This window comes from Bradyrhizobium sp. AUGA SZCCT0169 (assembly GCF_018130085.1).
In the GTDB taxonomy this organism is placed as follows: domain Bacteria; phylum Pseudomonadota; class Alphaproteobacteria; order Rhizobiales; family Xanthobacteraceae; genus Bradyrhizobium.
Window position 1 is genome coordinate 395,947 of sequence record NZ_JAFCMC010000001.1, and the last position, 22,023, is coordinate 417,969.

Sequence of the window (22,023 nt, forward strand, 5' to 3'; positions counted from 1 at the left end):
ACGGAGTTTCCCATGCAAGAAATCTGGCGCCTGTCGGCCGCGGAGCTGGCCTCGCTGATCAAGACAAAAAAGGTCTCGGCCAAGGAGGCGGCCACATCAGCATTGGCGCGGCTGGACGCGGTCAATCCCAGGATCAATGCGGTGGTCGACCACAAGCCGGCCGAGGTGCTGGCGCAGGCCTCGGCGATCGATGCCGCGATCGGGCGGGGCGAAGATGTCGGCCCCCTCGGCGGCGTACCCATTACGGTTAAGGTCAATATCGACCAGCAGGGCTTTGCCACCACCAACGGCCTGAAGCTGCAGCGCGAGGCCATTGCGGCGGACAACAGCCCCGTGATCGATAATCTCTACAAGGCCGGCGCTGTGATTTTGGGGCGCACCAATTGCCCCGCCTTCTCCTATCGCTGGTTCACCACCAATCTCGTGCACGGCGACACCAAGAACCCGCGCGATCCCGGCATCACGCCGGGCGGCTCCTCCGGCGGCGCGGGTGCTGCTGTCGCGGCCGGCATCGGGCATATCGCGCACGGCACCGATATCGCGGGCTCGATCCGCTACCCGGCCTATGCCTGCGGCGTCCATGGCCTGCGGCCGACGATGGGCCGTATTCCGGCGTTCAACGCCGCACTCCCCGAGCGCACGATTGGTCCCCAGATCAGCGCCGTGTCAGGCCCGCTGGCGCGGACCATCGGCGATATCCGGATAGCGCTGGCGGCGATGTCGGCGAGGGATTATCGCGATCCCTGGTGGGTGCCGGCGCCGCTGGAAGGCCCCCCGGTGCCAAAGCGCGTCGCGATGTGCCTCAATCCGGATGGCCTCGATCCCGTTCCGGAGGTGAAAGCCGCGGTCGCCGACGCCGGCAAGCGGCTGGAGCGCGCGGGCTGGATCGTCGAGGAAATCACCAATACGCCGCCGCTGCGCGAGCCCGCCAATCTGCAGACCAAGCTCTGGCTCGGCGACAGCTATGAGGCGCAGCTGGAGACCGCCGAGCGTGAGGGCGATCCCGGCGCGTTGGCCTGCCTGCGCGGCAACCGGACCAAAGTGTTTCCGTTCGATGCCGCTGATTTCTCGAAGGCGCTGACCCGGCGCGCGACGCTGACCCGCGAATGGTTGGAATTCTTCGAACAATACCCGGTGCTGCTGATGCCGGTATCGGGCGAATTGCCGTTCCCCGACCATCTCGACCGCAAGGACGAGGCGTCTTTTGCGAGGGTCTGGCACGCCCAATTGCCGCAGATTGCCATTCCCTTCATGGGGCTGCCCGGGCTAACGGTCTCTACGGGACTGGTGGGACGAATTCCGGTCGGCGTTCAGCTGGTCTCCGGCCGTTACCGGGAGGATCTCTGCCTTGCCGCGGGCGAGGCGATCGAGGCCGGCGGAACGCCGTCGGCGGCGATCGATCCGGCAAGCTAACAGAGCGTTTTCAAGCGAAGTGGACGCCGGTTCGCGTAAGAAGACGCGTCAAACAAGAGATCGAAAGAGTTTGATGTCAGCTATCTATGATTTCACGGCGCAGTCGCTGGCCGGCGAAGAGGTTCCGCTCAAGCGGTTCGAGGGGCAGGTGCTGCTGATCGTCAACACCGCCAGCGCCTGCGGGTTCACGCCGCAATACAAGGGCCTGGAAACCATGCACCGCGAACTTTCGCCGCGCGGCTTTGCGGTGCTCGGCTTTCCCTGCAACCAGTTCGGCGCGCAGGAGCCGGGCGACGCCAAACAAATCGAGGCGTTCTGCGAAACCAGATTTCACGTGACGTTTCCGATGTTCGCCAAGATCGACGTCAACGGCAGCAAGGCGCACCCGCTGTATGAATACCTGAAGAACGAACGATCGGGCCTGCTGGGCGCGTCGATCAAATGGAATTTCACCAAATTCGTGGTCGACCGTTCGGGCAAGGTGGTGGGGCGCCATGCACCGACCGTGACACCCGAAGCACTGAGAAGAGAAATCGAGGCACTGCTATGAACGAGAAAACCGAAACCGACGCGTTCCCCGACCGCCTGTCGACCAATCCGAGCAGCCCTTATTACAACGAAGAACTGCTGTCGCGCGACGTCGGCATCCGCTTCAAGGGCGCCGAAAAGACCAATGTCGAGGAATACTGCATCAGCGAGGGCTGGATCCGCGTCACTGCGGGGAATGCCAAGGACCGCTTCGGCAATCCCTTGACGATCAAGGTTCATGGCCCGGTCGAGCCGTATTTCCGGGATCAGAAGTGACGATGTGATCCCGTCATTCCGGGATGGTGCGCCAGCACCAGATCCGGAATCTCGGGATTCCGGGTTCGATGCTCCGCATCGCCCCGGAATGACATGCCCAATATTTCGAAAGCCACCATCATGTCCGTCCGCATCGTCGATGTCTGCGAAATCACGAAGCCGATCTCCTCGCCGATCCGTAACGCCTACATCGACTTCACCAAAATGACGACGAGCCTCGTCGCCGTCGTCACCGACGTCGTGCGCGATGGCAAGCGCGTGGTCGGCTATGGCTTCAATTCCAACGGCCGCTACGGGCAGGGCGGTCTGATCCGCGAGCGCTTTGCGCCGCGGCTCAAGGAGGCCGATCCGAAGTCGCTGCTTGATGCCGAAGGCGGCAATCTCGATCCGGACAAGGTCTGGTCGACGCTGATGTCGAACGAAAAGCCCGGCGGCCATGGCGAGCGCTCGGTCGCGGTGGGCACCATCGACATGGCGGTGTGGGATGCGGTGGCGAAGGTCGCGGGCAAGCCGTTGTTCCGGCTGCTTGCCGAGCGCCATGGCCTTGACGCCAATCCGCGCGTGTTCGTCTACGCCGCCGGTGGTTACTACTATCCCGGCAAGGATCTCTCCGCGCTGCGCGGCGAAATGCGCGGCTATCTCGACCGCGGCTACAACGTCGTCAAGATGAAGATCGGCGGCGCGCCGATCGCCGAGGACCGCGAGCGCATCGAAGCGGCGCTGAAGGAAATCGGCAGCAGTGCGCAACTCGCCGTCGACGCCAACGGCCGTTTCGATCTCGAAACCGCGATCGCGTATGCAAAAATGCTGCGGCAGTATCCGCTGTTCTGGTACGAGGAGGCCGGTGATCCCCTCGACTACGCGCTGCAGGCAGCGCTCGCCGAATTCTATCCGGCGCCGATGGCGACCGGTGAAAATCTCTTCAGCCATCAGGATGCGAAGAATTTGATCCGCTACGGCGGCATGCGTCCGGACCGCGACTGGCTGCAGTTCGATTGCGCGCTGTCCTACGGGCTCTGCGAGTACCAGCGCACGCTTGAAGCCTTGAAGACCCATGGCTGGTCGGCCAGCCGCTGCATCCCGCATGGCGGCCACCAGATGTCGCTCAATATCGCGGCCGGTCTCGGGCTCGGCGGCAATGAGAGCTATCCCGACCTGTTCCAGCCCTATGGCGGTTTTCCCGACGGCGTTCGCGTCGAGAACGGCCACATCACCATGCCTGATTTGCCGGGCATCGGCTTCGAGGGCAAATCCGATCTCTACAAGGAAATGAAGGCACTGGCGGCGTGAGAATGGTTTTCCGGGCCGTCAGTTCACCAATCATCTATCTCCAAAGGACGCTGCGATCGTGACCAGCAAACTCCCCCAACTCTCGCTCGCAAAAGACAAGATCCGGGTCTTGCTCCTCGAAGGTGTCAACGACAGCGCCGTACAGCTGATCGAGTCTGCCGGCTATTCCAGCATGACGCGCCTGTCCAAGGCGCTGGAGGGCGATGCGCTCAAGGAAGCCATCAAGGGCGTGCATCTGCTCGGCATCCGCTCCCGCACGCAGATCACGCCGGATGTACTGGAAGCCGCGGACCGGCTGATTGCGATCGGCTGCTTCAGCGTCGGCACCAATCAGGTGGATGTCGACGCCGCGCGCCGGGTTGGGATTCCCGTGTTCAACGCCCCGTTTTCCAACACGCGCAGCGTGGCCGAACTGGTGATCGGCGAGATCGTGATCCTGCTGCGCCGGATCGTGGCGCGTTCCAACGCGGCCCATCAGGGGCGCTGGGACAAGTCCGCCAGCGACAGCTATGAGGTGAGGGGCAAGACGCTCGGCATCATCGGCTATGGCAATATCGGCTCGCAGCTCTCCAATCTCGCCGAAGCGCTCGGCATGAAGGTGATCTTCTACGATCACACCGACCGGCTTCGCCACGGCAACACCGAACCGGTCGCGAGCTTGCATGAGCTTCTGGGACAAAGCGACGTCGTGTCGTTGCATGTGCCGGAGACGCCGGCCACGGCTGGGATGATCGGGCGCGAGGAGATTGCGGCGATCAAGCCGGGTGCGTATTTCATCAACAACAGCCGCGGCACCGTCGTCGACCTCGAGGCGCTCGCCGACGCGCTGCGCGAAGGCAGGCTCCGTGGCGCCGCGGTGGACGTTTTTCCGGTCGAGCCGCGCTCGAACGCGGACCGCTTCGTCTCACCGTTGCAGGGTCTGGAAAACGTCATCCTGACGCCGCACATCGGCGGCTCGACCGAGGAGGCGCAGGAACGCATCGGGGCCGAGGTGGCGCGCAAGCTCGTCGACTACAGCGATTCCGGCTCGACCATGGGCGCGGTCAATTTTCCCCAGGTTCAGCTGCCGCCGCGGCCGTCGGGCACGCGGTTCATCCAGGTGCAGCGCAATCTGCCGGGCATGCTGGGCCGTTTGAACGAAGTGCTCGCGCGCCACTCGGTCAACATCGCCGCGCAATATTACGAGACGGCCAACGATGTCGGCTATGTCGTGCTCGACGCCGATGCCTCCGCCGCCGACGGCCAGCGCGTGCTCGCGGACATCCGGGCTCTGGAAGGCACCATCCGCGCCCGGTTGCTTTACGAATACAAGATCTGAGGCTGGCGCTACACCGTCCGCCTCATCGGCTGGGCCGCGCCATACATCAGCGTGCGCCACAGCCATTCGACCGGGCCATAGCGGTATCGGCCGAGCCACCACGCACTGAACGGGATCTGCGCGGCGTAAACGGCGACGCCGATCGCAAGCGCGCTGGCGGCACCGAGTTGGCCGAACAGGCCAAGGCCGTAGCCGTAGAAGATCCAGCCGAAGATCAGGGATTGCGCGAGGTAGTTGGTGAACGCCATCCGCCCCAGCGACGCGGCCCAGCCGAGCAACCGGTTTCCGCTTTTGAGGCTGGCGATGCCGATGATGGTCGCCCCGTAACCCAGCGCCAGCAGGATGGTGCCGAGAGGTTCTGCCAGGACGCCGATCCGGCCGCTGCCCGCGGTAAAACCGCCGGCACGAGCAAGGATCAAAGCTGCGCCAAGGCTGATACAGGCGGCGGCGATCGAGAACAGCAGATGACGAGGCGGGTTTCGCAGAATGCCGGTGCGCCAGGCGAACGCGCCGAGCAGAAACAACCCGACCGTGCGCGGAAAGATATTGGCGTGCAGATAAGCAAAAAGGGGAATCTCGCGGAGCCGGAACGTCAGCACGTCGAGGAATCCGCCCGTGGCATAGATGCGACGCGCCTCCGTGACATCCTGCGCCATCGCCGCCGTGCCGGGCCACAATCCCGGCGGCGGAAAGGCCTGCATCGCAAGATACAGCCCGAGAGACGCCAGCGCGGCGACAGCCAGTAGCCAGCGCTGACCGAACAGAAATGGCAGGACGATCAAGCCAGCGAGCGCATACTCGGTGAGAATATCGCCGTTCCAGATCAGGCAAAGGTGAAAGAGTCCGAATGCCAGCAACACGGCGAGTCGGCGCACGAGGAGCGCCGCGCGGCGGGGGCTTTTTGAAAGCCGCTCGAATTGGATGGCAAGGCCCACACCGAACAGCAGCGAAAATAGCGCGAGCGCCTTCAGGTCGATCGCCAGCTTCAGGACCGTTTCCACCGTGTGATCGAGCGGCGATGCCGGCGTCTTAGGGAAAAGAAACTGTTCGAAGATCGAGACGCGAAATATCGTCGTGATGTTGATCGCCATCACGCCGAACAGCGCGACGCCCCGCAACGCGTCTATGGCGTCGATGCGCCGTGCTGGATCAATCGGCTCCGGCGACACTCCCGTGACGGCTTGATCGCTGGGAGGCATGAGGCCGGAAGCCATGCGCGATCAGTCCAATTGAAGCCGGCGTACGGAAAGCGCGCCTACGACAGCCGCATGTCCAGCAGCCGCCGACCTTCGGTCTTGAGCAGTTTCTTCACCGCGCTGGAAGCGGCGATCTCGCCCTGGTTGGCGTAGGCTTCGTGGTTCTTTTCGATGTCGTCGAGCCGGTAGAGGTAATTGACCATGATGCCGGCGGACTCGCGAACGCCCTTCGGCGAGAGATCGCCGAGCCAGTCGATCCGCTCCAGCCGTGCGCCGTTGCCGATATGGAAGCGCGCCACCGAATCGATCAGCCGGCCCTTTGAGGTGCGGGCTTTGAGGAAATAATGCGCGGCCAACGGCTCGAGCACCGCGCGCAGTTGCGTGGTGGTCTCTGCGTTCTCGAACCAGTCCGGCTGGTTGAGCTTTTCCAGCAGCGTCCGTTCCTCGTCCGACAAGGGAACGTCGTCGGCTTCCTTCAGCCATTGCATGAAGCCCGGCACCGGCGACAGCGTCACGAAGGTGTCGAGCTTCGGCAATTCGCGCCGCAATTCCTCGACCACCTGCTTGATCAGGAAGCTGCCGAACGAGATGCCGCCAAGCCCCTTCTGGGTGTTCGAAATCGAATAGAACACCGCGGTACGGGCGCGGTCGATCGCCACCGGCTGGCGCTCGGCGGCGAGCAATGGCGCGATCGCGGTCGGGATCGTTTCGGTCAGCGCGACCTCGACGAAGATCAGCGGCTCGTCGGTCAGCTGCGGATGGAAGAACGCGTAGCAGCGGCGGTCGATCGGGTCGATGCGGCGGCGCAGATCGTTCCAGTCGTGGATTTCATGCACTGCTTCATAACGGATGATCTGTTCCAGAATATTCGCTGGCGTCGACCAGTCAATCCTGCGCAGCACGAGAAATCCCCTGTTGAACCAAGAAGACAGCAGATGCACCACGTCGCGGTCCAGCGCTGCCAGATCCTTGTTGCCCTTCATGAGCGAAAGCAGATCGGCGCGCATCGCCACCAGATCGCTGGTGCCGCCCGGCGCGCGGTTGAGCCGGCGCACCAGTTCCTGGCGCCGTGGCTCGGAAGCAAAATGAAGATCGCTGGCGTCGGCGTCGCTCGGCTGCGCGCGCCAGCTCTCGATCGCCCGCGAAAGCCGCTCGCGGTCGGGACCGTAGTCGCGGGCGAGGGCGGCAAAGAACGAAAGCCGGCCGGCTGTGTCGAGGTCATGGTAGCGGTCGAGCACTTCGCGGGCCATCGCGGTGCCCGAAGCCTCGCCGCGGCCCGACAGGAGTGCCTCGCACAGTTCAAGCAGTTCGGAGGCGTCTTCCTTGGTATCCGAAGATCCGCCGCGCCGAAGCAGGGTGCGGCCGCGTTCGGAAATCGTCGAAAGCAGGTCGGAGAAGAAGGCGTTGGCCATGGGCTAAGTCGATTCCGGTGGTGATGCCGAACCTTATATCGAATCTAGGGCGCGGCCGATCTTATTCAAGCGCATGGATCGTACGGAAATATGTCATGTCTCCCAGTATGTCATGGCCGGGCATAGCCGTCCGAAGGACGGCGTCGCTTCCGCTCGCCTATGACCCGGCCATCATCTCCATGGAAGGAGGCTTTTTTCAAGAATGATGGATACGCGGGTCAAGCCCGCGTATGACGAATCCCGTTTAAGCCTTCTCAGCGAACTCCGTCGGGGTCTTGCCGGTAACCTGCCGGAATGCATGGGAAAACGCCGGGACGCTGGCATAGCCGAGGTCGGAAGCCAGTTGCTTGACCGAGACGTTGGCGTCGGTGGAGAGTTTTTCGATCGCAGCCGCGACACGGGCGCGCTGGCACCAGCTCTTGAAGCTGAGCTGCGTCTCGGCCGAGAACAGCCGCGACAGCGTCCGCGCCGAGGTGCCGACCTCGCGCGCCAGCGTTTCGATCTCATGGTCGCCGGTCGGATCCGACAGCACGATGTCGGCGGCGCGCCGGCAGCGCGGCTCGTGCGGCAGCGGGATGAAGGTCGCGGAATCTTCCGCCTGGTGCAGTTCCAGCATTGCGAGTTTGAGCAGCAGGCCGGTGCGCTCGGCCGTGGTGTGCTCGTCGAACAGCGCCAGGATTGCCTGATGCAACAGCGGCGACACCCGGACCACGAATTCTGAGCTGAGGCTCTCGCTGCGTTCCTCGCGAGCCAGCCAGTCGAGGTCGAAATACAGGGTGCGCATTTCGATGTCGGCGAGCACGTCGATGGCATGCGCCAGCCGCGCCGGCACCCAGACCGCGCGGTCGGGCGGCACCAGCCAGCGGCCCTTCGGGGTGGTGACCTGCATGGTGCCCCGGGCGGCGTACACCAGCTGCGCCTCGCGGTGCATGTGGGTGTCGATCCGGAAGCCCTTTTTGTAGTTGTTGGCGATCATGTGGATGCCGTCGCCGGTCGAGATGCGGCGCCCGATAATGGCGGCGATTGGCTTTTCGGCGATATTCATTGGCGACATCCCGTCAGGACAACTCCCTATAACCTATTTTGGAAAGTTGCGGGATTCGGGCCCAGGCCTCTGACCGGGACCCGCCCGCCAAGAAACGCCCAACAAGCGCCAAGGACCGGACCAGACCATGAACAGCCCCAGCCGGGTGATCGGCTTCGTCAACGCCGCCCATTTCATCGACCATTACGCGATGCTGATCTTCGCAGCCGCGGTCATCATCATGGGGCCGGCATTCGGCATGGCCTATTCGGAGCTGTTGCCTTACGCCACCCCGGGCTTCGTCGCCTTTGGCGCGGGCTCGCTGATCACAGGCTGGCTCGGCGACCGCTGGAGCCGCCGCCACATGATGGTGATCTTCTTTGCCGGCATCGGCGCCTCGATGATCGCGGTCGGCTTCGTGCAGACCCCGCTGGAACTCGGCGCGGTGCTGCTCGCGATCGGCCTGTTCGCCTCGATCTATCATCCCGTCGGCACCGCCATGATCGTGTCCTATGCCGACAAGCTCGGCCGCGAGATGGGGCTGAACGGGGTCTGGGGCAATCTCGGCGTGGCGTCGTCGGCGCTGGTCACCGGCGTGATCGGTCAATACCTCGGCTGGCGCTGGGCCTTCATCGTGCCGGGCGTCGTCACCATGCTGATCGGCGTGGCCTTCGCCATGATGGTCGTGCACGAGGATCGAACCGGCTCCAGGCAGGCGGCAGCCCAGGCGCGCATCGCGAAAGAGGACATGTGGCGGGTGATCCTGGCGCTGCTGATCGTCGTGATCGCGATCTCGACCACCTTCAACGCCGTCACCGTGGCGCTGCCCAAGCTGTTCGCGGAGCGGCTGGCCGACTTGACCGCGAGCCCGGCGCTGCTCGGCGTCATCGCGGCCGGCGTCTATGTGTTCGGCGCGATGACGCAATACACCATCGGCAAGCTGATCGACCATTATTCGCTGAAGACCGTGATGCTGCCGCTGTCGTTCCTGCTGGCGCCGTTCCTGTATTTCGCGGCGACGCTGTCGAACCTGCCGCTGATCATCGCCTCGATCGGCATCGTCATGGGCGCGTTCGGCCAGGTCACGGTGAATGACGCCATGGTCGGCAAGTACACCACCGATGAATGGCGCTCGCGGGCTTACTCCGTGCGCTACTTCATCGGCTTCACGGCGGCGGGCGCTTCCGTCGGGTTGGTGGCGTGGCTGTACGAAAAGGGCGGCTTTGTCACCATGCTGCAGGCGTTCGGCGCGCTGTGCCTATTGGTGATCGTCGCCGCCATCATCCTGCCGCAGGAAATCAAGGTGCCGGCGGCGCGGACCAATTGATCGCCTCTGAGTTCGGCGATCGGTTGGCTAGCGCCTTGCCGATGATATCAGAGCTCTTCTCGGCGACCATGATCGTCGCCGGGTGAATGTTCGGCGAGGGCATTGCCGGCATGATGGACGCATCGACGACCCGCAGACCGTCGATGCCGCGAACGCGGAGCTGGCTGTCGACGACGGCTCCGTCATCCTCGCCCATCCGGCAGGTGCCGCAGGGATGATAGACGGTCGAGCCGACGTTCCTGATATAATCGGCGGCCTGTTCGTCGTTCGTAACTTCCGGACCGGGCCTGATCTGTTCGACCACCAGCGATCGGAAAGGCTCTGTCGCGACGATCTGCCGGGCAATGCGAAAGCCCGCCAGCATGATGCGCATATCATCAGGGTCGGTCATATAGTTGGCGCGGATGCGCGGTGGCGTGCGGCCCTCCGCGTCGCGCAACGTAATTTCACCGCGGCTCTTCGGCCGGCAGACGCTGAAGATGAAGGTAAAGCCCGGCCAGCGATGCAGGCCGTGCTTGAACCCATCCGTCGAAAAATTGAGGCACTGGTACTGGATGTCAGGCACCGGTTCGGAGGGATCTGATTTCGCAAAAAGCGTCGCTTCGGTCGCACCGACCGAGAGCTGTCCGGATCCCCTGAGCAGCCATTCGAGCGCGAGCTTGACCGATTTGGCCGGGCTCGTCACGGCTTCGTTCAAGGTATCGGTCGCGTTGGTCTTGAATGTGAAGTTCGACTGATAATGGTCCTGCAGATTCTTGCCGACGCCGGGCAGGTCACATTTCACGTCGATGCCAAGCTTTGCCAGTTCCGCGGCCGGGCCAATGCCGGAGGCGAGCAACAGCACCGGAGAATTGATCGCGCCGCTTGAGACGATGAGCTCGCGCCGGGCGCCGATGCGCTGGATCTGGCCGTCGCGTTCGACCTCCACGCCGATGGCGCGGCTTGCCTCGAACAGGATGCGGCGGACGCGGGTCTTCGTCATCAGTTCGAGATTTTTGCGGGCCAGGTTCGGCTTGAGATATCCGACTGCTGTCGAGCGGCGCCAGCCATTGTGGACGTTGAGCGGGGCGAAGCCGACGCCGTCAATACGCTCGCCGTTGAAATCGGGGTTGCGCTGATATTGCAGGCGCTCGCAGGCCTCGACGAATGCCTTCGCCGCCGTCGAAGGGCGTTTGATGTTCGACACCGTCATCGGACCGCCGGTGCCGCGCCATTCGTTGGCGCCATCAACGCTGTGTTCCATTCGCTTGAAATAGGGCAGCACGTCCTTGTAGCCCCAGCCACGCGCACCGAGGCGCTGCCATTCGTCGTAGTCGCTGGGGGCGCCGCGCAGGAAGACCAGGCCGTTGATAGAGCCGGAGCCACCCAAAACCTTGCCGCGCGGCCAGATCACGGTTCGGCCGCCGAGACCCGGTTCGGGTTCGGTTTCGTAACCCCAGTTCATCTTCGGGTTCGGGACCAGTTTGCCGAAGCCCATCGGAATGTGAATCCAGGGATTGCGATCGCGTCCGCCGGCCTCGATGACGCAAAGCGACACGTTTGGATTTTCCGTCAGCCGCGCCGACAGCACGCAGCCGGCGGAACCGCCGCCCACCACGACGACATCGAATTCCGCATCAAAACCGGATTTACCCATCAAAACGTTTCGCTCCCGATCTGCTTTTGCGGCAGACGATAGTGGCCTGCAGATGGTCTGGATAGGGCTTTGCGTCATATGCGGCGTGCATGGCGGGTCGCTGTACGCCCGATCGTCGCTGAGCTAAAAGCAAACTTCCAGAATTGACCGGGCGAAGACCCGGCGTGGAGGAAAGCTATGTCCCATCAATTGCCGCGACTTGCCGGCCTCGTCCTAGGAGCCATGATGATAGCGATGCCGGCAAATGCCGATGCCCTGAAAGATGAAATCGCACCGACCGGCAAGCTGCGGGTGGCGATTGCGATCAGCCCGGCGGGCGGCGCGTTCTGGTCGACCAAAACCGAATCCGGCTATGCTGGCGTTCCGGTCGATCTCGGCAAGGCGATGGCCGCGCAGCTCGGCGTTCCCGTCGAATATGTCGTGCACCAGAATTCCGGCCAGATCGTCGACGCCGCGTCGAAGGGCACCTGGGACGTCACCTTCCTGCCGAAGGATCCGGAGCGCGAAGGCAAGATGTCGTTCGGGCCGATCTATGAGGTCGCGGACGCCACCTACATCGTCAAGCCTGGCTCGACGGTGACCAATTTTGCGACCCTCGATCAACCCGGCGTCAAAATCGCCGCCGTCAACAACACCACGACCATCCGCGGCGCGGCTGGCGCATCTGAAGAATGCCAAGGTCACCGGCTATCAGACCTTTGACGAAATCGCCGGCCTGCTCGCGAAGGGAGAAATCGATGCCTTCGCATTGTCGCGCGAAACGCTCAACGCCACGGCCAAGAAGATTCAGGGCACGCGGGTGCTCGACGAAACCTTCAAGCAGACGGTGACCGCGGTCGCGGTGCCGCTCAATCATCCGCAGGCGCACGCGTTTGCGGTCAAGTTCCTGACCGAGTCGATCTCGAACGGCACGCTGCGCAAGGCCTATGACAATAACGGCCTGAAGGACTCGCCGATCAGAACGCAGACGAAGTGAGCTGGTAGAGCGTTAGATCTCACTGCTTCCACGAGCACGCAAGCGCTCCCTCTCCCGCGCTTGCGGGGGAGGACTGCTCGTGTGAGAATATCGAGCCCTGCGCTACATCTGTGCAACTGCACAAATACAAGGCATGAGATCCATGCCCCCGGGTGCGCTCCGGGGCGATTAATCCTGTAATCACGGGGCTTTTGCCACTTCCGCGCCAGCGCCCTGTTGGCACATCGATTGCTTAAATACATCTCAGTCAATGACGACTGCCGTCCTACGGATTGCCAAAGCCAGTGTTGGCCAAGGCGCAGGGATCAAGCGACCTCGTTGAGGCGTTTGGAGCAGTCATCGGGACCACTCCACAAACATCTCTGTCTCCAATCAAGCGCGAGCGTAACCCGCGGCGCCCGACAGAAGCGTATTGCTTCTGCTGTGGTTGCGGCATGCGCGCGCGAGGACGGCTCGCCACACCTCACATCGGCGCGGGCCATATGGCTGCCGGCGCTCACTAGATTTTTGTGAACAGGGGGAACTGCAATGGCCTATCTCGTGCCTTCGGAATTCGTGACCAAGATGGTCGATGCCGGGGAATCCAAAATCTTCATGTCGGCTCGGGACACCGTGATTCGAGCCTATATGGCCGGCGCCATCCTGACGCTGGCGGCGTGGTTCGCCGTCACGATGGGCGTCAATACCGGCCAGCCGATCATCGGGGCGCTCCTGTTTCCGGTCGGCTTCTGCATGCTCTATCTGTTCGGATTCGACCTCTTGACCGGCGTATTCGTGCTGTGTCCGCTGGCGCTGATCGACAAGCGTCCGGGCGTGACGCTCGGCGGTGTGCTGCGCAACTGGGGTCTGGTGTTCATCGGCAATTTCGGCGGAGCTTTCACTGTCGCGGTGATGGCGGCGATCGTCTGTACGTTTGGGTTCTCCACGCCGCCCGACAAGGTCGGCGTCGCGCTCGGCCATATCGGTGAGGGCCGCACCGTGGGGTACGCGGAGCACGGCATCAACGGCATGCTGACGCTGTTTGTTCGCGGCATGCTCTGCAACTGGATGGTATCGGCCGGCGTCGTCGGCGCGATGATTTCGACCACGGTCAGCGGCAAGGTGATCGCGATGTGGATGCCGATCATGCTGTTCTTTGCCATGACCTTCGAGCATTCGATCGTGAACATGTTCCTGTTTCCCGCCGGCCTGCTGCTCGGCGGCAAGTTCACGATCATGGACTACCTGATCTGGAACGAGATCCCGACCGTGGTCGGCAACCTCGTCGGCGGTCTCGCCTTCACCGGCCTGACGCTCTACACCACACACGTCAAGACCGCGCCGAAGCGCGCGGTGAGGTTGACCGAGCAGGCCTCGTCAGCGCGTTCACGCGCGTCTTAGACACGCAATGGGTCTCAACTCTCAGGGGTTGAGACCCCCATTCCTTTCACGGACTCGATGCCGCGCGAACTGAAAATCTCGGTCGGGCAGTACTCCGACAAAGGCCGCAAGGAAACCAATCAGGATTTCCACGGCGTCCTGATTCCGGCCGAGCCGCTATTGAGCCTCAAGGGCATCGCCATAGTGCTGGCGGACGGTATCTCGAGCAGCAATGTCAGCCGCATCGCAGCCGAGTCCGCCGTCAAGGGTTTTTTGACCGACTATTACTGCACCTCGGAATCCTGGTCGGTGCGAACGTCGGCCCAGCGCGTGCTGGAGGCGACCAATTCCTGGCTGCATTCGCAAACGCGAAGAAGCCAGTATTCCTACGACAGGGACCGCGGCTACGTCTGCACGCTGAGCGCCATCGTCCTCAAGTCGACCACGGCGCATCTGTTTCACGTCGGCGATTCCAGGATCTATCGCCTGTCCGGCAACTCGCTGGAGCAGCTGACCAACGACCATCGCGTCATCATTTCGTCGGAACAGTCCTATCTCGGCCGCGCGCTCGGGGTGAATCCGCAGATCGAAATCGACTACCTGATGTCCCGGGTCGAGAAGGGCGACACCTTCGTGCTGGTGACCGACGGCATCTACGAACATGTCAGCGATCGCCATATCGCCAGAACGGTCCGGGATAACGCCGCCGATCTCGACCAGGCGGCGAAAGCCGTCGCCGAACTCGCCTTTGAACTCGGTAGCAAGGACAATCTCACCATCCAGATCGTTCGCGTCGATGAGTTGCCCGAAAGCGCCGCCAGCGAAGTGTTCGGGCAGCCGCGTGAGCTGCCGCTGCCGCCGCTATTGGAAGCGCGGCAGGTGTTCGACGGCTACCGGATCGTCAGGGAATTGCACGGCTCTAGCCGCAGCCACATCTACCTTGCCGTCGACATCGAGAGCGAGGAGGTCGTCACCCTCAAGATCCCCTCGATCGACCTGCGCGACGACCCGGAATATCTGAAGCGGTTCATGATGGAAGAGTGGGTGGCGCGGCGGATCGACAGCCCGCACGTGCTGAAGCCGTGTTTGCCGTCACGCAAGCGCAACTTCCTCTATGTCGCGACCGAATACATCGACGGCCAGACGCTGACGCAATGGATGATCGACAATCCCCGGCCGACGCTGGAAACGGTGCGCGGCATCGTCGAGCAGATCGCCAAGGGCCTGCGCGCCTTCCACCGCAAGGAGATGCTGCATCAGGACCTGCGGCCCGACAATATCATGATCGACAAGACCGGAACGGTGAAGATCATCGATTTCGGCTCGACCAAGATCACCGGCGTCATCGAGGCCGCTCCATCCGGCAACCGCAACGACATTCTCGGCACCGCGCAATACACCGCGCCGGAATATTTTCTGGGCGAACCGGTCTCGTCGCGCTCCGACCTGTTCTCGCTCGCCGTCATCACCTATCACATGCTGACGGGCAAGCTGCCCTATGGCGCGGCAGCGGCGAAAGCCCGGACCCGCTCGCAGTTCAACAGGCTGGTCTACAGCCCGGCCTCGCACCGCGACCGCGAAGTGCCGGTATGGGTCGACGGCACGCTGGAGCGCGCGGTGCATCCGAACCCTTACAAGCGATACGACAGCCTGTCGGAATTCCTGCATGATTTGCGTCATCCCAACGCCAATTATCTCAGCAATTCGTCGACACCGCTGATCGAACGCAACCCGCTGCTGTTCTGGAAGAGCACGACCATCGTGCTGGCGCTGGTGGTGATCGTGTTGCTGGCGATGCAGCACGGGATGCACCGGTGAATTGGGCCACCAAAATTACTCTCCGTCATGGCCGGGCTTGTCCCGGCCATCCACGTCGTTCTTTGTATCAGGCTGCAAAGACGTGGATGCCCAGGCCGGGCATGACGAGCTAGCCCCTAATTCGCCCCGACAATCGGATCCATCCCGCTCTTGACGATCTCCGGCCGCGCCGCGGGCGAGGCGAGGAACTTGATCAGCGCCTTGGCGGCGTCGGGCTCCTTCGACACGCTGGCAATCGCGGCGGAGAACACCGTGATCTTCTGCAATTCGTCGGGCAGGGGACCGACGATGTCGATGCCTTCGACCGGCCGCAGCTCGCTGATCTGCTGGAAGCCGATCTCGGCGTTGCCGTGCGCGACGATTTCGCCGACCGGGGTCGCCGGAATTTTTCGTGCTTTGTCCTTCATGGCGTCCTTGATGCCGAGCTTGTCGAACATTTCGGTCGAGACATAGACGCCACTGGCGCTGTCGGAATAGGCGATGGTTTTCGCGGCCAGCAGCGCGCGCTTGACCGCGTCCGCGTTGCTGATGTCCGGCTTCGGGGCGCCGGCCTTCACCGCAACCCCGATCGGCGATTTGACCAGGTCGATCTTGCTTTCCGCCATCACCTTGCCCTGCTTGGCGAGATCGTCGATCGCATAGCCGACCATGATCAACACGTCGGCGGCCTCGCCGCGCTCCAGCCGCACCGGGATCGCATTGACAGTCGTGCCCATCGACGGACCGTAGGCGGTCAGCACCTTGTGGCCGGTGGCACGCTCGAATTCAGGAACCAGCGCCTTATAGGCGGCCGCCAATCCGCCGGAGATCATGACGCGCACCTCGGCGGCGGAGGCTGCGCTGGAAAACGCGAGGGCGGCAACGAAGCCGAGTGCGATGCTGCGGAAAATAGTTGAATTCAGCCGCATGGTTATTCCTCCCGGAGCGCTTCTCGAGCGGACGTCCTTGCCCAGGATGTTAGCGTGCAAAGGGCGAAGCGGCTACCTCAAGTGGCCGCCCCGTCATTGCGAGGAGCGAAGCGACGAAGCAATCCATCTTGCGCCAAGCCGAGGCGTGGATTGCTTCGCGGAGCCTGTCATCGGGCGCGCCGTTGGCTCGCAATGACGAGCAATCCGCCCACCGGCTCCGGAGATCGGGACACCGTATTTGCCCGGAATCCACAATAGAACGGTTCTGCGCTATCAAATTGCCAGGCAGGATTTCATACTTAAAAATTTTAGCGAGGCCGCTGACATCACTCAGCGGCCTTTTAATTTTTGGAACTCGTGACGACGAGGCAGGTTCCTGCGGCGCAACCCCGCTGCACCGCATTATTTCACCTTGTCCTGAGACACATCCATGATCATGCGTGCCGACAGATAAAGCCGGGGCACGATGGTCTCCAGCTTGACGTATTCGGCGTCGTTGGAGTGGGCGCCAAAGCCGCTGAGGCCAAATCCCTCGATGACGGGGGCCTTTGTCTTCAGCGCGGCGAACGCGGCGTCGGTGCCGCCGCCGGAGGCGACGTCGATCACCTTGAGTGGCAGCCCGAGTTCCTCGTAGATGGCGGTGCCGTGGGCGGCCAGGCGGCGCGAGGCGGGGGTTGCTTCCAGCGGCGGGCGGCGCATCTCGAACCGGAGCTGCACCTTGGCGTCGGGGATCCGCTGGGTCTTGATGCGTTTCTGCAGCGTCGCCTCCAGCTCGGCGAAGTCAGACACCTTCAGCGCCCTTGCGTCGCCTTGCGCGGTGGCCTGCGCCGGGATCACGTTGCGATTGGTGCCGGACTGCGAGACCGTCCAGTTCAGGGACAGGCCCTGTTCGCGCCGCGACAGGTCGCTCAATTGCAGCATCTGGTGCGACAGCTCGTACAGCGCGTTGACGCCCTTTTCCGGCGCGGCGCCGGCGTGCGAGGCCTTGCCGTCCACTGTCAGGTACGCCGCGCCGATGCCGCTGGTGGCCAGGCGCAAATTGCCGTCCATTCCGCCGCCTTCGTAGGAAAACACCGCGTCGTGCTCGCCCGCCATGCGGGAGATGGTGCTGCGCGAGCCCGGTGAGCTGATCTCCTCGTCGCCATTGATCAGCACGGTCAGCGTGCCGTAATCCCTGAAATTCAGTTTTTGCAGCATCGCCACCGCGTGCAGGATCAGTGCGATGCCCTGCTTGTCGTCGACGACGGCAAGCCCATAGGCGCGCTCGCCGTCGATGCGGAAGGGTTGGTCCTTCAGCATGCCTTTCAGATAGACGGTGTCCATGTGGGCGATCAGCATGATCCTTTTGGTGCCGGTCCCCTTGAATTCGGCGTGCACCATGGAACCCGGCTTCGGCGGCGTGTCGTCCATCCGGTAGATGTCCGCAGGCTCGATGATCGCGACCTTGCCGCCCAGTTTGGTCAGGCGATCGGCGATCAGTGCCGCCAGCTGCGCCAGGCCCTCGGCATCCTTGCTGCCGGATTCGATGTTGACGAGGTCACGCAGCGTGTCGAGCAGCGGGGCCTTTTCCTGCTGCGCCAGCTCGTGAATGCTGGCCACCGGCGCGGCCCGTGCGGGCAGGGGCGACAAGGCCAGGGTGCCGGCGGCGATACAGGCCAGCGGGAAACGCAGAGCAAACCGGGCGGGATGCGGCATGGCGAGCCTTTCGAAGGACGACCTGATGATCAGTGAGGCTCGAACGGAAGTTGAGACTACATCTGACCAAATTGATCGTTCGCAGGATGGGTGAGCGACTTTTCCGCCGTAGCTCAAAGAGCGACGGCGGAAGCGAAACCCATCTACCTCGCTTTGTGAAAGTGGGTGGGTTTCGCGGAGTTTATCATCGGGCGCGCATTCGCGCGACCCGGTGGCTTCACCCACCCTCCGCTCCACGGCAGACAAGTCGGATCAATCACCCAACGAGCCCCGCGCCCTACGCGCAGCGTGCCTTGCCTACCACCAGTTCGTGCCCGGTTGCCAGTACTGTTGGCCGCCGCGCCGGCGGGTATTGGCGGGTTGGGGAGGCTGAGGTTCCCAGCTGCGCTGGAAAAATGGGTTGAAGCCGTCGCCCTGGACCGGGTCGCTCGAAGCGTAGACATCGATCGGGGGCGTCGGCTTGCGCGTGATGAAGCCGCCTTGCGGCTCGGTGCTCAGCACCGCGACGAACTCGGTGCGATAGTTGGTCTCGACGCTCAGCGGCTCGTCCGAGATCACGATCGAGGATCGCGGCATGGCGGTCGGCGCGATGCGATCGAGCACCTCCTGCGGGATGGTGATGCGGTCGAGCGCGGCCTTGGCGTCGTCGGCGCTGTCGATCGTGACCGCGGTCCAGCGCAGGCCGGAATCGTTTTGCGCCACCGCCGTGAACACGTGCGTGCCGATCGGCCTGTCGGAATTGCGGATCGTGACCGGAACCTCGATCGTCGCATCGAACACGATGCCGCCGCCGTCCGGTGCCGGCTTATGCGTCGGGCGGCGCACGTACAGCTTTTGCGTCGCGCGGCTGATGTAGATCGAGACCGGCTCGAGCGCGAGCTTGGCCTCGCTCGCTGCCTTGGCGGTGTCGGCCTTCCTGGTCTGGGCCACCTTGGCCGCTTCCTTGGCCGCGGCGGCGGCGTCAAGCTTCGATTTCGCGTCGGCCTTGGCGGTCTCGAGCTGGGTCCCGAGGTCCGCGGCCTTGGCGGCAGCCTTCTGCTTGAGGTCCTCGGCCTTCGCCCTGGCCTCGTCCGTCTTGGCGGCGGCGACCGCCTTCTCGGTGGAGGCAAGCTCGCCGTCGGCGCGGGTCTTCAGTCCCTGCAGCTTGCGCAGCGACGCCGTCAGCGACGCGGTCTCGCGCGTCGTCGTCGCGATGGCCTTCTTCGCCTCGTCGGCTGCCTTGGCAGCCTCGGCCGCCTCGCGGGGCAGCGCTTCGGCCTTGGCCGGCGCGGCCGCGATGGCTTCGCGGTTCGGCGAAAACAGCGCCGGATGGGAGAATTCCACTGGCTCGGCGTCGTTGGGTGAGATGATCACCCGCATCCCGATCCGCGTCTTGTCGAACAGCTTGTCGGCAAAGCCGAACGGCATCCGCACGCAGCCGTGCGAGGCCGCATAGCCGGGCAGCGGCCCACCATGAAGCGCGATGCCGTTCCAGGTGATGCGCTGCATGTTCGGCATCTCCGCATCGTCGTACATGTTCGAGCGGTGTTCCCTGTTCTTCTCGAGGATGGCGAAGATGCCGGCGGGCGTCTCGCGTCCCTTGGTGCCGGTCGACACCGGCGCGCGCAGGATCCAGCCGTCGGAGTCGTAGAGAGTGACCTGCTGGCTCTTGATCGACACGATCGCCATCAGCGGCTCGCCGGCATCGCGCGGCGCCGTCGCCTCGGTGGCGGGCTTCGGGCGCGCCTGTTTCGGCGCGGCGTCGGCGGCCAGTCCCGTCAAGGTCGTCAACGCGGCCACAGCGGCGAATGTCACAATGGCAGGAACACCCAGACGCCGCATTGCCACGGAGGATCGCACCGTCGTAAATCGAACTACCATTCCATGCCCCGGTTCAAATGCCTGTCCGCGCGTGCGTCGATCAGATGTCAGATTCATGAATTTTGGATCAACCAATGGCCACCACCATCCACGCCGCGAATTCGGCCCGTTCCGGGAGCGATTCACTTTTATACGACAGCCTGCGCAGGAGAAAGAGCGGCCCGCGGTTCGGATTGTAACGATCCGGATACATCGGTGCGACAAAACAACCCGGACGGGCGGATCACGAGCAGTCCCTCGCCGGAAATTCGGCCTGACCACGTCCGGTCCTGAGGTGAACAAGCATCCCGTCAAGGAGTCCAAGTTCCGAAATTCGCTCGAAGCGGGCCGTGGAATCCATGATAACTTGGGAATCCACGATACTTTGAAATCGCAGCGTAAACGGCCCTGTCATCGGCCGCGCTGGACGGCCCCTCGCTGATCTACGATAATGCGGGACGGCGCAGCAATGATGCTGATCCGCCGGCTGCGTTACCCCTGGCTAAACGCATATGACACAGAGCGGTTTTCACGGTCAGGCGTTCAAGGACCTGCTGCACCTTCAGGATACACCGTCATCGCTGATCACGCGGTCTACGCGCGGTGTCGAGGTCACAGCCACCGAAACGCGGGATGACAATCCCATGCCGGGCCTTTGCGGCGCCATCGCACCCGAGGATGCCTATCTCGTTAGCTTGAAACTTCGCGATTATCCCGACTGCGAATACTGGGAGCATGGCAAGTGCGTGGCCAAGCCCAACATCCGGGCAGGCACGACATATCTGTACGACATGAAGTGCGATCCGCGCTTTGTGATCGAAAAGCCGTTCCACTCCGTTCATTTCTATGTTCCGGCGTTGGCGCTCAACGGCGTCGCGGAGCGGTTCGGCGCGCGGCGGGTCGGCCAGCTCGACTGTCAGTTCGCTACCGGCTTTGACGACGGCGCTGTGCATCACATCGGCGCGGCGCTCCTGCAGGGATTGCGCCGGCCATCCGAAGCGAACCAGCTTTTCGTCGATTACATGATGCTGGCGCTCACAGCGCACGTTGCCCGGGCGTATGGCGGGCTTGGCAACGCCGAACCCGTGTATCGCGGCCTTGCTCCGTGGCAGACGAAGCGTGCCTGCGAAAGGCTCCAGTCTGATCTCAGTGGCAAATTCACGCTGCAGGAGATCGCGGCTGAATTGAACCTGTCAGTCAGCCATTTTTCTCGCGCGTTTCGGGCGTCCGTCGGCCTGCCGCCACACCAGTGGCTCCTTCGCCAACGCGTTGACGCCGCCAAGCAGTTGATGACCGTCCGTGGCCTGTCCCTTGCGGAGATCGCAATATCCGCCGGGTTTGCCAATCAAAGCCACTTTACGCGGGTATTTTCGGCCCTGGTCGGCGTCAGCCCGGCCGTGTGGCGCCGCGAAGCGCAGGGTGCGGCGGAAAGCGAGACGTGAGCCGGGACGATAGCTGTCGCACTTGAACGTTGCCGCCCACCGATGCCTTGCGAACTGCGTCGCCTCGTACGCAAGAGAATTGTAAGCGCGGCGGGTGCGGCAAAACAACCCGACGGGCAAATCAGTTCTGTTTTGCGGAAATCGTGTCAAGTAGAGAATTTCTGTAAATCGAAAATATTTCTGTTGTCGACCGACCCAAATCAGTGCGGATCTATCGCCATCCCGTCCTACTCAGAAGGGCGTCGGCCGTCGTCACGGACGTTGGACGGGTTGCGGTGGACGCTTGTTTGCGCTGAGACGACGGCGTGGATTAAGCGTACGGCAAAACCGTGTGGTCCTGGCGCCCGTTGCTGGCGTCAAGCCGTCGGGTAGGCGAAAGCTGAACGGCAGCGACGGAGTCAACCAAGAACTCGTCTCCGGGGAGATCACGGCATAAGCCGTAAAGCCATTGCGCAGGGAAGGCCGGGTGTTCACCGCTGCCCTGTATGCTCGTGTGCAGCCTACTTAGTGCAAACCGCACACGGGACCGCGGGTGCAGCGCGCACCCGGTCTTCCCTGCGCCCTTT

The 22,023-nt window shown here is 63.1% G+C and carries 16 protein-coding genes and 1 pseudogene; 10 read left to right on the forward strand and 7 right to left on the reverse strand.

Annotated features, from left to right (window positions below):
- Positions 1-12 precede the first annotated feature (12 nt).
- The 5 genes from JQ609_RS01895 to serA all read left to right on the forward strand — a co-directional run bounded on the left by JQ609_RS01895 (position 13) and on the right by serA (position 4,825).
- Complete coding sequence (locus JQ609_RS01895) at positions 13-1,413, forward strand: amidase family protein (protein WP_212271802.1); 1,401 nt, start codon at positions 13-15, stop codon at positions 1,411-1,413.
- 73 nt (positions 1,414-1,486) lie between these two features.
- A complete protein-coding gene (locus JQ609_RS01900) occupies positions 1,487-1,963 on the forward strand; it encodes a glutathione peroxidase (RefSeq protein ID WP_212271803.1) in 477 nt (158 codons plus the stop codon).
- Positions 1,960-2,217 (forward strand): DUF3297 family protein, encoded by a 258-nt coding sequence (locus JQ609_RS01905; RefSeq protein ID WP_212271804.1) that lies wholly within the window; start codon positions 1,960-1,962, stop codon positions 2,215-2,217. The genes JQ609_RS01900 and JQ609_RS01905 overlap by 4 nt, the downstream gene beginning before the upstream one ends.
- Before the next feature lie 120 nt (positions 2,218-2,337).
- Entirely contained in the window at positions 2,338-3,507 is a 1,170-nt protein-coding gene (locus JQ609_RS01910) for a mandelate racemase/muconate lactonizing enzyme family protein (RefSeq protein ID WP_212271831.1), read from the forward strand.
- 58 nt (positions 3,508-3,565) lie between these two features.
- Positions 3,566-4,825 (forward strand): phosphoglycerate dehydrogenase, encoded by a 1,260-nt coding sequence (gene serA / locus JQ609_RS01915; RefSeq protein ID WP_212206455.1) that lies wholly within the window; start codon positions 3,566-3,568, stop codon positions 4,823-4,825.
- An 8-nt stretch (positions 4,826-4,833) separates the two neighbouring features.
- Here serA and JQ609_RS01920 read toward each other — a convergent pair whose 3' ends face one another.
- From JQ609_RS01920 to JQ609_RS01930, 3 genes are all read right to left on the reverse strand, one after another.
- On the reverse strand, positions 4,834-6,039 hold the full coding sequence (locus JQ609_RS01920) for a DUF418 domain-containing protein (RefSeq protein WP_249119496.1): 1,206 nt from the start codon (positions 6,037-6,039) through the stop codon (positions 4,834-4,836).
- A 41-nt stretch (positions 6,040-6,080) separates the two neighbouring features.
- On the reverse strand, positions 6,081-7,433 hold the full coding sequence (locus JQ609_RS01925; RefSeq protein ID WP_212271805.1) for a malonyl-CoA decarboxylase: 1,353 nt from the start codon (positions 7,431-7,433) through the stop codon (positions 6,081-6,083).
- A gap of 244 nt (positions 7,434-7,677) precedes the next feature.
- On the reverse strand, positions 7,678-8,478 hold the full coding sequence (locus JQ609_RS01930; protein ID WP_249127523.1) for a helix-turn-helix transcriptional regulator: 801 nt from the start codon (positions 8,476-8,478) through the stop codon (positions 7,678-7,680).
- Between the two features lie 127 nt (positions 8,479-8,605).
- Here JQ609_RS01930 and JQ609_RS01935 point away from each other — a divergent pair, with 127 nt between their 5' ends.
- The gene (locus tag JQ609_RS01935; RefSeq protein ID WP_212206461.1) at positions 8,606-9,784 is read left to right on the forward strand and encodes an MFS transporter; all 1,179 of its coding nucleotides are present in this window, start codon (positions 8,606-8,608) and stop codon (positions 9,782-9,784) included.
- Here the strand turns inward: JQ609_RS01935 and JQ609_RS01940 are convergent.
- Positions 9,756-11,420, reverse strand: coding sequence for a GMC family oxidoreductase (locus JQ609_RS01940; protein ID WP_212271807.1), 1,665 nt, complete (start codon positions 11,418-11,420; stop codon positions 9,756-9,758). The two genes, JQ609_RS01935 and JQ609_RS01940, sit on opposite strands and share 29 nt — an antisense overlap.
- A gap of 222 nt (positions 11,421-11,642) precedes the next feature.
- Here JQ609_RS01940 and JQ609_RS01945 point away from each other — a divergent pair.
- The 3 genes and pseudogenes from JQ609_RS01945 (at position 11,643) to JQ609_RS01955 (ending at position 15,573) form a co-directional block, all read left to right on the forward strand.
- A pseudogene (locus tag JQ609_RS01945) lies at positions 11,643-12,396 on the forward strand (transporter substrate-binding domain-containing protein).
- Positions 12,397-12,924: 528 nt separating this feature from the next.
- Positions 12,925-13,776: a formate/nitrite transporter family protein gene (locus tag JQ609_RS01950; RefSeq protein WP_212271808.1), complete on the forward strand. Its 852-nt coding sequence runs from the start codon at positions 12,925-12,927 to the stop codon at positions 13,774-13,776.
- Between the two features lie 57 nt (positions 13,777-13,833).
- On the forward strand, positions 13,834-15,573 hold the full coding sequence (locus JQ609_RS01955; RefSeq protein WP_212271809.1) for a bifunctional protein-serine/threonine kinase/phosphatase: 1,740 nt from the start codon (positions 13,834-13,836) through the stop codon (positions 15,571-15,573).
- Between the two features lie 116 nt (positions 15,574-15,689).
- On the opposite strand, the gene JQ609_RS01960 is transcribed toward JQ609_RS01955, so the two are convergent.
- The 3 genes from JQ609_RS01960 to JQ609_RS01970 all read right to left on the reverse strand — a co-directional run bounded on the left by JQ609_RS01960 (position 15,690) and on the right by JQ609_RS01970 (position 20,036).
- Positions 15,690-16,481 (reverse strand): extracellular solute-binding protein, encoded by a 792-nt coding sequence (locus tag JQ609_RS01960; RefSeq protein WP_212271810.1) that lies wholly within the window; start codon positions 16,479-16,481, stop codon positions 15,690-15,692.
- A 402-nt stretch (positions 16,482-16,883) separates the two neighbouring features.
- Positions 16,884-18,401 (reverse strand): M20/M25/M40 family metallo-hydrolase, encoded by a 1,518-nt coding sequence (locus JQ609_RS01965; RefSeq protein WP_409411154.1) that lies wholly within the window; start codon positions 18,399-18,401, stop codon positions 16,884-16,886.
- A 72-nt stretch (positions 18,402-18,473) separates the two neighbouring features.
- The gene (locus JQ609_RS01970; protein ID WP_212271811.1) at positions 18,474-20,036 is read right to left on the reverse strand and encodes a L,D-transpeptidase; all 1,563 of its coding nucleotides are present in this window, start codon (positions 20,034-20,036) and stop codon (positions 18,474-18,476) included.
- A gap of 491 nt (positions 20,037-20,527) precedes the next feature.
- Here JQ609_RS01970 and JQ609_RS01975 point away from each other — a divergent pair, with 491 nt between their 5' ends.
- Positions 20,528-21,457, forward strand: coding sequence for a helix-turn-helix domain-containing protein (locus tag JQ609_RS01975; RefSeq protein WP_212271812.1), 930 nt, complete (start codon positions 20,528-20,530; stop codon positions 21,455-21,457).
- Positions 21,458-22,023: the final 566 nt, after the last annotated feature.